Below are 14,413 nucleotides of genomic sequence, written 5' to 3' on the forward strand. Positions count from 1 at the left end.
CGTGCCTGCCACCCCCGTCGATTCCGTTGTCTCCCTCGCCAAGCGGCGCGGATTCGTCTTTCCGACGGGAGAGATCTACGGCGGGACGCGGTCGGCGTGGGACTACGGGCCGCTCGGCGTGGAGCTGAAGGAGCAGATACGTCGCCAATGGTGGCGGTCGATGGTGCAGCAGCGGGACGACGTGGTCGGGCTCGACTCGGCCGTCATCCTGCCGCGCGATGTCTGGGTCGCCTCCGGCCATGTCGAGGAGTTCGTCGACCCGCTCGTCGAGTGCCAGGCGTGCCACAAGCGCTTCCGGGCGGACCAGCTGGAGGAGGAGTTCACCGAGCGCAAGGGACGCCCGCCGGAGGGCGGCCTGGCGGGCGTTGCGTGTCCGAACTGCGGTGCTAAGCGTTCCTGGACCGACCCGAGAATGTTCAGCGGCCTGCTCAAGACATTCCTCGGCCCGGTGGAGACCGCGGAGGGGATGCACTACCTGCGTCCGGAGACCGCGCAGGGCATCTTCGCCAACGTGCTGAACGTGATGAACAGCGCGCGGAAGAAGCCGCCGTTCGGCATCGCGCAGACCGGCAAGTCCTTCCGCAACGAGATCACCCCGGGGAACTTCATCTTCCGGACCCGCGAGTTCGAGCAGATGGAGATGGAGTTCTTCGTCGAACCCGGCACCGACGAGCAGTGGCACGAGTATTGGCTGGGTGAGCGCTGGAACTGGTACATCGACCTCGGTCTGTCCGCGGACAACCTGCGCCTCTATGAGCACCCGGCGGAGAAGCTGTCGCACTATTCGAAGCGGACCGTGGACATCGAGTATCGCTTCCAGTTCGGCGGTACCGGGTCGGAGGGGTTCGCTGAGCTGGAGGGTATCGCGAATCGCACCGACTTCGACCTGACCACCCACTCGAAGCATTCGGGTGTGGATCTGAGCTACTTCGATCAGGAGAAGGGTGAGCGGTGGGTGCCGTACGTGATCGAGCCCGCGGCCGGCCTGACCCGTTCCGTGTTGGCCTTCCTGCTGGATGCGTATGACGTTGACGAGGCGCCGAACTCCAAGGGCGGGGTGGACCGGCGCACGGTGCTGCGCTTCGATCCGCGGCTGGCGCCGGTGAAGGCGGCCGTGTTGCCGCTGTCCCGGAACGCGGAGCTGTCACCGAAGGCGCGGGACCTGGCGAAGGCGTTGCGCGCGCGGTGGAACGTCGAGTTCGACGACGCCGGCGCGATCGGACGTCGCTATCGTCGCCAGGACGAGATCGGTACCCCGTTCTGCGTCACGGTCGATTTCGACACGCTCGAGGACAACGCGGTGACCGTGCGCGAACGCGATTCGATGACGCAGGAACGCGTCGGCCTCGACCGGGTCGAGGGTTACCTCGCCGAGCGCCTGCCCGTGTGCTGACGCGCCCCACCTCCACCCTTTTCGTCCATGATCATGAACACTAACCGTGCACATAGCACGGAAAGTGCTCATGATCATGGTCTTAGGTGAGGTCGCGGCGGGTGAAGACGACGGTTCCGGCGGCGATCACCGGGACGACCACGAGCAGTGGCACGCCGATCGCCTGGAAGGTCCAGCCTTCGGAGAGCGGCGACGGCTGCAGGAACCAGTACCACGGGGACGCCCAGCGCAGGCTCTCGAACAGGTCGACCAGGCTGGACAGGCCGAACAACACGTAGGTGGCCGTGGCCAGTCCGGCGCCGGCGGCGATCGCCCACCCCTTGCTGCCGGTCGCGGCCCCGGTGGCGTAGGTGATGCCGCTGAACAGCAGCGAGAGCAGGAATGCGGCGGTGCCGGCCGCGGTCAGATCCGCGACGCTGAGCTCGTCGAGCTCGAACGGTGACCGGAATGCGACGAGCAGAACGGTCGCCACCAGGGTGAGCACGGCGAGCAGCAGGGTGGTGCCGGTCAGCCGCTCGATCGCCACCTGCCAGCGATGGACCGGGTTGGCCAGCAACGGCTCGAGCGTTCCTTCTCGCTCCGAGCCGGCGACGGTCCACGCGGCCGCGCTGATCCCGAAGATCAGTAGCACGATCGGCAGCACGTTGGAGTACAGCTGGCTGTTCAGATAGCCGGCGGGCGTCGTGAGGCCGTCGGCCGCGCCCATCATCTCCAGCAGGCCTTCCGGCATCTGCTCGACGAGCTGGTCGAACGCCGATCCGGCTTCCTTCACCGAGGGATAACTGGCCGCGGTGATCAGCACCAGAGCCGCGATCGCCAATGACCACCACAGTGTCGCGCGCCGACGTTCCCTCAGCATCTGGCCCAGGATCAGCCCGTTCTTCACCGGGCCACCCCCTGATCTTCGTGTGTGTGGTCCCTGTTGCTTTCGCTGTCCTGTTCATCCTGGTAGTACTCGAAGAAGATGTCTTCGAGGTCGTCGTCGTGGCTGGTGATCCGCTCGACGCCGAGTCCGGCGAGGCGGTCGATCAGGTCCGCCGCGCTGCCGTCGACGACGACGTGGGCGGTACGTCCGTCGGCGTCCACCGTGGCGACGCCTTCCGCGTCCCGCAGCACATCGGCCGGGACATCGCCGGCGAACCGCAGCTCGAGGCGCTGGCGTGCGACGTCGCGGATGTTGGCCATGGTGTCCTCGCGTACCAGCGCGCCGGCGCGGAGAATGCCCACCCGGTCCGCGATCGCCTCCACCTCGGGCAGCGTGTGTGACGAGTACAGCACGCTGGTGCCGGCGTCGCGTCGTTCCCGGACCATCCGCAGCACCGTGCGTTGTAACAGCGGGTCGAGCCCGGCGGTCGGCTCATCCAGGATCAGCACGTCGGGATCGTGCATGAACGCCTGAATGATGGAGACCTTCTGCCGGTTTCCCGTGGAGAGCTGGCCGATCTTCCGCGACGTATCGAGCTCCAGCCGGGAGCACAGCTCGGTGATCCTGTTCTCCGGAACGCCGCCGCGCAGCCCGGCATACCAGGACAGCAGGGTGCCGGCGCGCAGGCCCCGGTCGAGCGTGACGTCGCCCACGTAACCGGCCTGGCGACGGATCTCGAGCTCGCGCGCGTGCCCGCCCAGCAGGCCCACCCGGCCGGAGGTAGGATTGATGAAACCCATCAGAGCCCGGATGCTGGTGGACTTGCCCGCGCCGTTGGGGCCGAGCAGGCCGTAGACCTCCCCGGGCCACACCTGGAGGGTCAGGTCGTCGACTGCCGTGAGCTTGCCGAACCGCTTGGTGAGCCCGTCGACGTGAATCGATGGAGCATCGTTCATCACAGCCTCCTTGATGGGCCGTCATACCCTTTGAGCGCGTGGTGGAAGCGTCATCGCGCGGATCTTGTGGTCGGAATCGGTGCGCCGGAGCGCAGTGCCCCTGAGCGCGGAGGCGTCGGCGTGCGCCGGTGCGGTCACGGCGTGCGCCGGTGCGGCACACAGGCAGGATTCGGCTCTCGCGGGGGTCACCTTGGATAATGAACCGGTGATGCCTGCAGCCGCCGACCACACCAGCAGTCCGGCCGATATGTCCGCGTGCACGTCGGCCGGTCTGTCCACCGGCGTGACCACGCCCGGCGCGCGGAGCCTGGAGCTGGGCAACCTCACCGTTGATCCGCCGGTGGTGCTGGCGCCGATGGCGGGCGTGACGAACGCGGCGTTCCGTCGGCTCTGCGCAGAGCAGGGGGCCGGACTGTACGTCTGCGAGATGATCACGTCCCGGGGCATCGTCGAGCGAGACGAGAAGACCATGAGCATGCTGGTCTTCGCCGACGCCGAGTCGGTGCGTTCGGTGCAGCTGTACAGCGTCGACCCGCACTACGTCTCCGAAGCGGTGAAAATCCTGGCCGGCGACCACGGCGTCGCCCACGTCGATCTCAACTTCGGCTGCCCGGTGCCGAAGGTCACCCGCAAGGGCGGCGGAGCGGTGCTGCCGTACAAGCGCAACCTGCTGGGACAGATCCTCCGGGCAGCGGTGGGCGCGGCCGAGCCGTACGGCATCCCGGTGACGATGAAGACCCGGAAGGGCATCGACGACGACCACCTGACCTACCTGGATGCCGGCCGTATCGCCGAGGAGTCCGGCTGCGCGGCGATCGCGCTGCACGGCCGGACCGCGGCGCAGCACTACTCGGGTACCGCGGACTGGGCGTCGATCGCTGCCCTCAAGCGGCACGTCGGCATCCCGGTGCTGGGCAACGGGGACATCTGGGAGGCGTCTGATGCGCTGCGCATGGTCCGCGAGACCGGAGCGGACGGGGTGGTGATCGGTCGCGGCTGTCTCGGCCGTCCGTGGCTCTTCCGCGATCTGGCGGCGGTGTTCGCCGGCGAGCCGGCGCCGCCGCTGCCCACCTTGGGCGAGGTCGCGGCGATGATCCGCCGCCATGCCGAGCTGCTGGCCGAGCTGCTGGGCGAGGATCGGGGGCTGCGGGATATGCGCAAGCACATGGCGTGGTACCTGAAGGGTTTCGTCGTGGGCGGCCAGATCCGTGCGTCGCTGGGCATGGTGGAGACCTTCGCCCAGCTCGATGAGCTGCTGGCTCAGCTCGATCCGGGACAGCCGTTCCCCGAGTCGGAGATCGGCGCCGCTCGGGGTCGTCAGGGCAGTCCGCGCAAGGTGGTCATGCCCGCGGGCTGGTTGGACGATGCCGAGGACACCACGGACGACATCTCCTGTGCCGAGATCGGGATCTCCGGCGGCTGATTCACCCGTGGAGGCAAGCGCTTCCGGGAGGGCTGGTTTCCACCAGCCTGGTCCTTACTGGTACGTACCGTCACCTGTGCCGTAGATCACGTGTGCTGTGAGCGCGCACATCGGTGTTTGACACGGTCAGACAGGTGTGCCTTCCCATGGTGAAACTGACGGTCAGGGCAATTGGTCTAGATGAGGTCTAATCAGCCGCCGTTTTGTCCGCCGGTCTCTGGTTAAGCTCCCGCACAACCTCGTACTCAGCGCCGACGTACGTCAGTCACGACAGCCAGATCGGTGAGGTCGCGCCAGGGCCAGGCGTGGGCACCACCGAGAGAGACCGATCCAGTCCCCGGAGCACTGACGGCACCCGACGCCGCCACTCTCGGGGTACGCCGTGGAGATCTGGAGGGCCGGGGAGTGCACCAGTACGTATTCGACTTCTCACAAGGAAGCAAGGACGACAAGGACCTGCTCGGAGGGAAAGGCGCGAACCTCGCCGAGATGACCCGGCTCGGGCTGCCCGTCCCGCCGGGATTCACTATCACCACCGAAGCCTGCACCTACTACCTGGACAACGGCTGCGAACCGGACGGGCTCGCCGGGGAAGTCGGCACCCACCTCGCCGAGCTGCAGGAACGGGTCGGCAAGCGGCTCGGAGACCCGGAGGACCCGCTGCTGGTCTCGGTCCGTTCCGGGGCGGCGATATCGATGCCCGGCATGATGGAGACCGTGCTCAACGTCGGACTCACCGACATCTCGGTGGTCGGCCTGGCTGCGCGTTCGGGAGACGAGCGGTTCGCCTGGGATTCGTACCGGCGGCTCATCCAGATGTTCGGCACCACCGTTCTGGGCATCCGCAACGAAAGCTTCGACGACCGGTTCGAGGCACGTAAGAAGGCGCGGAAGACCGACTCCGACGTCGACCTCGACGCATCCGACATGAAACTCTTGGTGGAGGAGTACAAGGACATTGTCTTCTCCGAGACCGGGCGGCCGTTCCCGCAGGACCCGCGGCAACAGTTGGACCTGGCCATCCGCGCCGTCTTCGACTCGTGGAACATTGAGCGCGCCCGCATCTACCGGCGTCAGGAGCGCATCCCGGATGACCTCGGTACCGCCGTGAACGTCTGCACGATGGTCTTCGGCAACCTCGGATCCGACTCGGGCACCGGCGTGGCGTTCACCCGCGACCCCGCCACCGGTGCGCAGGGCATCTACGGCGACTACCTGCCTAACGCGCAGGGAGAGGACGTCGTCGCCGGGATCCGCAACACGCTCTCCCTGGCCGAACTGGAGCGGATCGACAAGACGTCATACGACGAACTGCTCGACATCATGGCCAGGCTCGAACGGCACTACCGCGACCTGTGCGACATCGAGTTCACCATCGAACGTGGCAAGCTGTGGATGCTGCAGACCCGCGTCGGGAAGCGCACCGCGGCGGCGGCCTTCTGCATCGCCGGTCAGCTGGTCGACGAGGGGCTCATCGACGAGGACGAGGCGCTCCGCAGGGTCACCGGGGAGCAGCTGGCACAGCTGATGTTCCCGCAGTTCGACCCGGACGCGCCGCGCGAGCTGATCGCCACCGGCATGGCCGCCAGCCCCGGCGCGGCCGTCGGCAAGGCGGCGTTCGACTCCGCGACGGCCGTGGCCTGGGCGGACGAGGGCGAGGACGTGATCCTGGTCCGGCGCGAGACCAACCCCGACGACCTGCGCGGCATGGTGGCCGCCCGAGGGGTGCTGACCTCGCGCGGCGGCCGCACCAGCCACGCCGCCGTCGTCGCTCGCGGTATGGGGCGGACCTGTGTGACCGGTGTCGAGGCCCTCCGCGTCGACCCGAGCGCACGAGAGTTCACCACCACGGACGGCACGCGGGTGGTGGAAGGCGACACCATCTCGATCGACGGAAGCAACGGCGAGGTCTACCTCGGTGAGGTGCCGGTGGTGCCGTCGGCCGTCGTCGACGCGCTGCACGGGCAGCGCCCGGACGACGCCGGTGACCAGGAGCCGGTCGTCGATGCGGTGCTGCGCCTGATGAACGTGGCCGACGAGCGGCGCCGATTGGACGTCCGGGCGAACGCGGACACCCCCGGCGACGCCCGTCGCGCGCGGCAGCTGGGCGCGGCCGGTATCGGGCTGTGCCGGACGGAGCACATGTTCCTGGGGGAGCGCCGCAAGATCGTCGAGCGGCTGATCCTCGCACGCACGGATGCGCAGCGGGAGACGGCGCTGGACGAGCTGCGTCCGCTGCAGCGGGCAGACTTCGCCGAGATCCTTCAGGCCATGGACGGGTTGCCGGTCACGATCCGGCTGCTCGATCCGCCGCTGCACGAATTCCTTCCGGATCTGACCGATCTGTCCGTACGGGTGGCCGTGGCAGAGGCCACCGGCAACCCCGACGCCGAGGCGGCGGAGCTGCTCGCTGAGGTGCAGCGGCTGCACGAACAGAACCCGATGCTCGGCATGCGGGGCGTCCGGCTGGGCCTGGTCATCCCCGAGCTGTTCGCGCTGCAGGTGCGGGCGATCGCGGAGGCGACCGCGGAGCTGCGGGCGCAGGGACACCACCCCTTGCCGGAGATCATGGTGCCGCTGGTGGCCGCCGTTCAGGAGCTGGAGTCGGTGCGTGAGATGGCGCGCGGAACCCTCGAGGACGTCGCCCGGGCCAGTGGGGTGGAACTCACCATCCCGATCGGCACCATGATCGAATTGCCGCGGGCCGCCATGACGGCGAAGCAGATAGCGGAGGCGGCCGAGTTCTTCTCCTTCGGCACCAACGACCTCACCCAGACCGCGTGGGGCTTCTCCCGGGACGATGTCGAGGCGGCGTTCTTCCCGGCCTACCTGGAGCAGGGCATCTTCGGCGTCAGCCCGTTCGAGTCGATCGACGCCGAAGGGGTCGGACGGCTGGTCTCGATCGCTGCGTGGGAGGGCAAAGAGGCCCGCTCCGACCTGAAGATCGGCATCTGCGGCGAACATGGTGGCGACCCGGCGTCGGTCCACTTCTTCGAGTCGATACTGCTGGACTACGTCTCCTGCTCGCCCTTCCGGGTGCCGGTCGCGCGGCTGGAGGCCGGGCGGGCTCGCGTCATGGACGCCGCACCGTCTAGTTGATCTCCGCAAGATCTGCTAGATTCCCGCCGAGTCCTTCGTCCGGAAGGGGCAGGAGACGCGTCGGTGGGCAGTGGCGTGAGGCGATCGGTGACCGTGCTGGGCGTCAGCATGCTCATCTCGGCGGTTCCGGGCCTGGGCCCAGGTGGTCATGCCCCTAGCCGGGCGGCGCCGAATCCTGCGTCGGCGTGCGTGCCGTACGGGTCGGACGTCACCGGCGATGTGACGGCGCGCCTCTCACAGCGTGAACGGAGGCTGGACGTCGTCTCCGTTGACGATGGTGTGATCCTGATCGCGGTCGGTGTCTCGGGAGGCGGAGACCTGAAGATGTATACCGGAGGTCCGTTCACCGGCCTGACCGCGTCCAAGGCGGGGAACGGTCGGTCCCGGCGGATCAGCGGATGGTTCGCCTGCGGTGTCCGCGCGTCCGATGGTGAGCGGCCGGACCCGCCCGGCGTGCCAGATTGGCCAGATTGGCCGGAGAAGCCGGAATGGCCCTGGCCCACGGGGCGACCGACCCAGCCGCCGCGTGGCCCGACGCCGAGTCCCGAACCGCCGGCCACGCCGCCTCCCACGAGCACGGACGCGCCGACGGCTACAGCCGAACCGAGCGATCCACCGCCGGAGCGCTCCGTCACGCCGGCACCGCCCACAACGCCAGGGCCGACGGAGCCGCCCGATCCCGCCCCGCCGGATCCCACGCGCGAGCCGGCGCCTGAGCCGACGGCCCCCGTCACACCGACCGAACCCACCGGGACGGGGGAGCCGTCGCAGATGCCGGTACCGACATCGATACCCGCAGGTCTCGCGCCGACGAGCGATGCCGCGTCCGCCGCTGCCGGGCCGGGACGTCCTGGCTCAGCATCCCCGTCCGGGCTGGTGTGGGGTGTGGCCATGCTGGGGGCGACCGGATTGCTGGCGTCGGCCGTCGTCGCTGTGACCCGTCGTCGGCGGACCGATGTCTGAGTGGAGACCACAGCACCGGCGTCGTCGCCCGGGTGTTGTGGTGATTTACGTGGTGATCTCCGTCGCGCTGTTGATCGTCGCCGGCGCCGTGTGGGTTGTGAACGTGATGTTCAAGCCGGACGGAGCCTCCGGGAACGCCGGGTCGGGCATGCCGGGCGACGACGAGCCAGCCGGTCCGGCCGCGACCTCGAGCGGACGCGGCGGTGACGAGCCGGCCCGTTTCGAGGTGTCGGTACCGGAGATCGGGGTGCACGCGCCGGTTGTCGACGTCGGATCCAGCGACGACCGGGTGCTGGCTCCGCCCGATGACCCGTTGGTGGCCGGCTGGTGGAGCGAGGGCGCGGCCCCGGGTGCCGAGGCCGGAACCGCCCTGCTCGTCGGGCATGCGCTGGAGTCTGGCACCGCGGTGTTCAACGGCGTCGGCGGACTGGAGGAAGGCGACACGATCACGCTCAGCGGTGAGGCGGAGGCAGTGATGGACTACGAGGTCGTCGCCGTCGATGTATTGCCGCCGGAGGAGCTCGCCGAACAGGCGGAGACGCTGTTCGCCCAGGACGGTCCGGCGCGTCTGGTGCTGGTGACCTGCGAAGGCTGGGACGGCGACGACTACACCTCCAACATCGTCGTCACCGCCATCCCCACCGAGCCCTAAATGATCATGTGAAGTGGGTTTTCTCGTGCACTACCATGCCTGCAGACCTGGTGGTGCACGAGAAAACCCACTTCACCAGATCATTTAGGCTGGGGCGTGGCGGTCGAGGAAGGTGTAGACGTCGGTGTCGTCGACGCCGGGGAACGTGCCCGGCGGTAGGGCAGCCAGCAGGTGCGAGCGCACCCGGGCGCTCGGCCAGGCGTGTTCCGCCCACCGCCCGGCCAGTCCCTCCGGCGGGCGACGGCAGCACGACGGGTCCGGGCAACTCGACGTGGCCCGCACCGTCGTCTCCCGGCCCTGGAACCACTTGGCGTGCGCGTACGGCACGCCGACGTCGATCGCGAAGTCGCCGTCCGACGTGCGCTCCACATGCGTGGTGCACCAGTACGTGCCGCGCCCCATGTCCGTGTACTGGTAGTGCGAGGCGTACCGGTCCCCGGCGCTGAACACCGCCCGGGCCGCCCAGTAGCGACACACCATCTGGCCCTCGATGGCGCCGGTGACGTCGGCGGGGAACGTGACGTCGTCGTTCTCGTACGCCTTGTAGATGATGCCGTCCTCACCGACGCGCATGAAATGGATCGGGATACCCAGGTGATGCGTCGCGAGATTGACGAACCGGTGCGCCGCCGTCTCGTAGGTGACCGCGAAGACGTCGCGCAGGTCCTCGATGGCCAGCGCCTTCGCCGACTTCGCCCGCTGCAGGAAGTCGACGGCCGGTGCCTCCGGCATGAGCAACGCCGCGGCGACGTAGTTCACCTCGACCCGTTGCCGCAGGAAGTCCGCGTAGTTCTCCGGCTCGGAGTGGCCGAGCGCGAAATGTGCCAGCGTCTGCAGCACGATGGTGCGCGGATCGTGGTTGGTGTGACTGGGCAGCGGCAGATAGATGCGGCGGTTGCGCAGGTCGGTGATGGACCGGGTGGCGCGTGGCAGGTCGCCGGCGCGATGCAGGGTGAACCCGAGGTGTGCGGTGAGGTCGTTGACGCCGCGTTCGGTGAGCGGCCCCTTGGTGTGTCCGATCGCCGACGACAGCCCGGACGCGGTCTCCTCCAGCTCGGCGAAGTAGTTGTCCCGGTCGCGCATCCGCTGCCGCAGCTCGGCGTTGGCGCGCCGGGCCTCCTCCGGTGTGGCGGCCTGCTCGCTTGCCTTCCGTTCCAGCTCGGCGTGCAGACCCACCAAGGCTTCCAGCGCCTCGGTCGGCAACTTGCTGGTGACTCCGACCTGCGGCAGGCCGAGACTGGCGTACAGCGGACTGACCTGGGCCCGGGTTAGCGCGATCTCCAAGGCCGCGCGGTGCGAGGGCGCCTCCGGCTTGAGCAGATCGGCCATGTCGACGCCGAGCGCGCCGGCGAGCACCTGGATCAGCGTCAGCCGCGGCTCACGTTTCCCGTTCTCGATCTGGGACAGCAGCGACGGCGCACGGTCGACCGCCTGAGCCAGCTCGCCCAGGGTCATGCCCTTGGCCTTGCGAGCATGCCGGATCCGCTGCCCAAGGGTCGCGAGGTCGATGTCGGTGTCCATGGGAAAGCCCATTCTTCTCGGTGAGTGAAGAACCACCATAGTTCACACACAGGATCTCTAGAAAGGGCGGTCGTTGTGGGCACATTGTGTTCATGTGCCGAATGTTCGACGGCCAGTCGTCGTCCGACGGGTACGCGGCCCCGCCCGCTCGGTGGCCGTGATTCGACGAACCGACGACGTCCGGCCGTCGCGATCACCAAGGAGCGAAACATGACGGTTGCACTCGACAGGACACAGCACGAGGTGACACAGACCCGCCGGCACGCCCCGCGGGAGCGAGCGGCCGCTGAGGCGGCGGAACTCAGGCGCACGTGGGAGACCGACCCGCGATGGGCCGGGATCCAGCGCGACTACACCGCCGACGACGTGGTCCGGCTCCGCGGGACCGTGCGCGAAGAGCACACCTTGGCCCGGCGCGGCGCCGAGCGGCTGTGGGAGCTGCTGCACACGCGGGACTACGTGCACGCCCTCGGCGCCATCACCGGCAACCAGGCGGTGCAGATGGTGCGGGCCGGTCTGGAGGCGATCTACCTGTCCGGCTGGCAGGTTGCAGCGGACGGGAACACGTCCGGGCAGACCTACCCGGACCAGAGCCTCTACCCGGTCAACTCGGTGCCGACCGTCGTTCGCCGGATCAACAACGCCCTGCTGCGCGCGGACGAGATCACCTTCGCCGAGGGCGTCGACCCCGGCGTGGACTGGCTGGCGCCGATCGTCGCCGACGCCGAGGCCGGCTTCGGCGGCCCGCTCAACGCGTTCGAGCTGGCTAAGGCGCTCATCGCGGCCGGCGCCGCTGGTGTGCACTTCGAGGACCAGCTGGCGTCGGAGAAGAAGTGCGGCCATCTGGGCGGCAAGGTGCTCGTGCCGACCGCCCAGCATGTGCGGACCCTGAACGCGGCCCGGCTGGCCGCCGACGTCGCCGGCGTCCCCACCCTGATCGTCGCGCGTACCGACGCCCTGGCGGCCAAGCTGATCACCAGCGACGTCGACCCGCGCGACCAGGAGTTCCTCACCGGCGAACGCAGCCCCGAGGGCTTCTACCGAACGACGCCGGGCCCGGAGACGGTGATCGCACGTGCGCTCGCCTACGCCCCGTACGCGGACCTGATCTGGGTGGAGACGGGTACGCCGGACCTCGACCTGGCCCGGCAGGTGGCGGAGGCGGTGCACGACCGGTACCCGCAGAAGATGCTGGCGTATAACTGCTCGCCGTCGTTCAACTGGAAGGCGCACCTAGACGACGACACGATCGCCCGTTTCCAGCGCGAGCTGGGCGCCATGGGCTATCGCTTCCAGTTCATCACGCTCGCCGGTTTCCACCAGCTCAACTACGGCATGTTCGAGCTGGCCCGCGGGTACGCCAAGGAGGGCATGACGGCCTACGTGCGGCTGCAGCAAGACGAGTTCGCCGCCGAGAGTCTCGGTTACACCGGGGTGAAACATCAGCGCGAAGTGGGCACGGGGTATTTCGACCTGGTGTCGACCACGTTGAACCCGGACGGCGAGACCGTCGCGCTGAAAGGGTCGACGGAGCAGGAGCAGTTCCACTGATAGCGGAGCGTGCGGCGGGCCCGGCCCGCGACGCGCGGCGCTGACGGTGCGCACGTCACAGGGCGCACGTCGCAGCGCAGCGCGCCGAGTTCACGGCCGGGCACGCGCACGAGGAGAGGACATAGACGAGAGATGACTGCGAATCTGATCAATCAGCGGGCCGGCGCGGAGCAGGCGCGGGATACTGGCGGCGAGCCTGGCACGGAAGAACGACGAGACAGCCGGCGCGCGGAGGCGGGCACCATGGAGACGGCAACGGCAACGGAGACGGGAGCGGTGACGGAGACGGGAGCGGCGACGGCGCCGGTCGGACGGGTCGAGATCGCCGGACCCGATGTCGGTCGGCAGGAGGAGATTCTCACCCCGGAGGCGCTGGCGTTCCTGGCGCACCTGCATGCCCGGTTCTCCGGGACGCGTGCCGATCTGCTGGCGATGCGGCAGCGGCGGCGGAATCGTATCCTGGCCGGGAAGGATCCGGACTTCCTGGCCGAGACCCGCAGCATCCGGGAGAACCCCGGTTGGCACGTCCCGCCGCCCGCTCCAGGCCTTGAGGATCGCCGGGTCGAGATCACCGGGCCGACCGAGCGGAAGATGACGATCAACGCGCTCAACTCCGGCGCGAAGGTCTGGCTCGCCGACCTCGAGGACGCGAACACGCCGCACTTCGAGAACGTCATCGGCGGCCAGGTGAACCTGTACGACGCGGTCCGTCGCAGCATCGACTACACCAGCCCGGAGGGCAAACGGTACGAGCTGCAGACCGAGACCCCGCCGACCATCGTCGTCCGGCCACGCGGCTGGCACCTGACCGAGAAGCACCTGCGTTACGTCCCCGCGGGGACCGAACACCACGACGAGCCGATGGTGGGGGCGTTGGTCGACTTCGGCCTGTACTTCTTCCACAACGCACACGAGCTGGTGCGACGCGGCGTCGGCCCGTACTTCTACCTGCCGAAGCTGGAGAGCCACCTGGAGGCTCGGCTGTGGAACGACGTGTTCCGCTTCGCGGAGGAGGCACTGGACCTGCCGCGCGGCACGATCCGCGCCACAGTGCTGATCGAGACGATCACCGCGGCGTTCGAGATGGAGGAGATCCTCTACGAACTGCGGGAGCACTCGGCCGGTCTGAACGCCGGCCGCTGGGACTACATCTTCAGCCTGATCAAGAACTTCCGCAGCCGCGGCGGGCGGTTCGTGCTGCCGGACCGGTCCGCGGTCACCATGACGGTGCCGTTCATGCGCGCCTACACCGAGCTGCTGGTGCAGACCTGTCACCGGCGCGGCGCGCATGCGATCGGCGGCATGGCCGCGTTCGTCCCGTCGAAGGACCCCGAGATGAACGAGGCGGCGTTCGCCAAGGTCCGGGAGGACAAACGACGTGAGGCCTACGACGGGTTCGACGGTTCCTGGGTGGCGCACCCCGGCATGGTCGACGTCGTCCGTGAGGTCTTCGACGAGGTGCTCGGGGAGCGGCCGAACCAGATCGAGCGGCGGCGCGACGACGTCGACGTGCGGGCCGCCGACCTGCTCAGGGTCGAGCAGACGCCGGGCCGGATCACCGAGGCGGGGCTGCGTACCAACGTCTCCGTCGCGTTGCGCTATCTGGAGGCGTGGCTCGGCGGCCGGGGAGCGGTGGGAATCTTCGGGTTGATGGAGGACGCGGCCACCGCGGAGATCTCGCGGTCCCAGCTGTGGCAGTGGATCAACACCGAGGCGGCGATCGAGGACGGCACGCTGATCACGCACCGGCTGGTGGCCGACATCGTCGCCGACGAGGCCGCGAAGCTGCTGGACGAGGTGGGCGACGATGAGACGCGACGACGCCGGGTGGAGCAGGCCCGAGAGCTGTTCGAGCAGGTCTCGCTCGCGCCGGAGTACCCGACGTTCCTCACCATCCCCGCATACGCCCACTACATCTGACGTCGACCCCCGATGATCATGAACACTATCCGTGCTATGTGAACGGATAGTGTTCATGATCATGGGCTGT

10 protein-coding genes are annotated in these 14,413 nt (G+C 68.6%); 7 read left to right on the plus strand and 3 right to left on the minus strand.

Annotation, left to right across the window (positions count from 1 at the left end):
- The first annotated feature begins 1 nt into the window (after position 1).
- Positions 2–1,393, plus strand: a complete 1,392-nt coding sequence (locus G1H10_RS07230; RefSeq protein ID WP_163734860.1) for a glycine--tRNA ligase — start codon at positions 2–4, stop codon at positions 1,391–1,393.
- A gap of 82 nt (positions 1,394–1,475) precedes the next feature.
- On the opposite strand, the gene G1H10_RS07235 is transcribed toward G1H10_RS07230, so the two are convergent.
- Complete coding sequence (locus G1H10_RS07235) at positions 1,476–2,279, minus strand: ABC transporter permease subunit (RefSeq protein WP_163734862.1); 804 nt, start codon at positions 2,277–2,279, stop codon at positions 1,476–1,478.
- Positions 2,276–3,214: an ABC transporter ATP-binding protein gene (locus G1H10_RS07240; RefSeq protein ID WP_163734865.1), complete on the minus strand. Its 939-nt coding sequence runs from the start codon at positions 3,212–3,214 to the stop codon at positions 2,276–2,278. The genes G1H10_RS07235 and G1H10_RS07240 overlap by 4 nt, the downstream gene beginning before the upstream one ends.
- 247 nt (positions 3,215–3,461) lie before the next feature.
- Between G1H10_RS07240 and dusB the strand changes: the two genes are divergently transcribed.
- The 4 genes from dusB to G1H10_RS07260 all read left to right on the plus strand — a co-directional run bounded on the left by dusB (position 3,462) and on the right by G1H10_RS07260 (position 9,351).
- On the plus strand, positions 3,462–4,637 hold the full coding sequence (gene dusB, locus G1H10_RS07245; RefSeq protein ID WP_163735350.1) for a tRNA dihydrouridine synthase DusB: 1,176 nt from the start codon (positions 3,462–3,464) through the stop codon (positions 4,635–4,637).
- A 405-nt stretch (positions 4,638–5,042) separates the two neighbouring features.
- Positions 5,043–7,736, plus strand: coding sequence for a pyruvate, phosphate dikinase (gene ppdK, locus G1H10_RS07250; protein WP_163734867.1), 2,694 nt, complete (start codon positions 5,043–5,045; stop codon positions 7,734–7,736).
- A 63-nt stretch (positions 7,737–7,799) separates the two neighbouring features.
- On the plus strand, positions 7,800–8,699 hold the full coding sequence (locus G1H10_RS07255) for a hypothetical protein (RefSeq protein ID WP_163734870.1): 900 nt from the start codon (positions 7,800–7,802) through the stop codon (positions 8,697–8,699).
- Between the two features lie 49 nt (positions 8,700–8,748).
- On the plus strand, positions 8,749–9,351 hold the full coding sequence (locus tag G1H10_RS07260; RefSeq protein WP_163734872.1) for a class F sortase: 603 nt from the start codon (positions 8,749–8,751) through the stop codon (positions 9,349–9,351).
- A gap of 84 nt (positions 9,352–9,435) precedes the next feature.
- On the opposite strand, the gene G1H10_RS07265 is transcribed toward G1H10_RS07260, so the two are convergent.
- Positions 9,436–10,872, minus strand: coding sequence for a helix-turn-helix transcriptional regulator (locus G1H10_RS07265; protein ID WP_246219261.1), 1,437 nt, complete (start codon positions 10,870–10,872; stop codon positions 9,436–9,438).
- A 210-nt stretch (positions 10,873–11,082) separates the two neighbouring features.
- On the opposite strand from G1H10_RS07265, the gene aceA reads away from it, so the two are divergent.
- Positions 11,083–12,423: an isocitrate lyase gene (gene aceA / locus G1H10_RS07270; protein ID WP_163734878.1), complete on the plus strand. Its 1,341-nt coding sequence runs from the start codon at positions 11,083–11,085 to the stop codon at positions 12,421–12,423.
- A gap of 132 nt (positions 12,424–12,555) precedes the next feature.
- Positions 12,556–14,343: a malate synthase A gene (aceB, locus tag G1H10_RS07275; protein ID WP_216852995.1), complete on the plus strand. Its 1,788-nt coding sequence runs from the start codon at positions 12,556–12,558 to the stop codon at positions 14,341–14,343.
- The last annotated feature ends 70 nt before the right edge of the window (positions 14,344–14,413 follow it).

It is taken from the genome of Phytoactinopolyspora halotolerans (assembly GCF_010550675.1).
Lineage (GTDB): Bacteria > Actinomycetota > Actinomycetes > Jiangellales > Jiangellaceae > Phytoactinopolyspora > Phytoactinopolyspora halotolerans.

Bases quoted from the DNA above. Each gene is read 5' to 3' on its own strand.
- G1H10_RS07240 (WP_163734865.1), bottom strand. From the start codon at position 3,214: ATGAACGATGCTCCATCGATTCACGTCGACGGGCTCACCAAGCGGTTC.
- dusB (WP_163735350.1), top strand. From the start codon at position 3,462: ATGTCCGCGTGCACGTCGGCCGGTCTGTCCACCGGCGTGACCACGCCC.
- G1H10_RS07265 (WP_246219261.1), bottom strand. From the start codon at position 10,872: ATGGACACCGACATCGACCTCGCGACCCTTGGGCAGCGGATCCGGCAT.
- aceA (WP_163734878.1), top strand. From the start codon at position 11,083: ATGACGGTTGCACTCGACAGGACACAGCACGAGGTGACACAGACCCGC.
- aceB (WP_216852995.1), top strand. From the start codon at position 12,556: ATGACTGCGAATCTGATCAATCAGCGGGCCGGCGCGGAGCAGGCGCGG.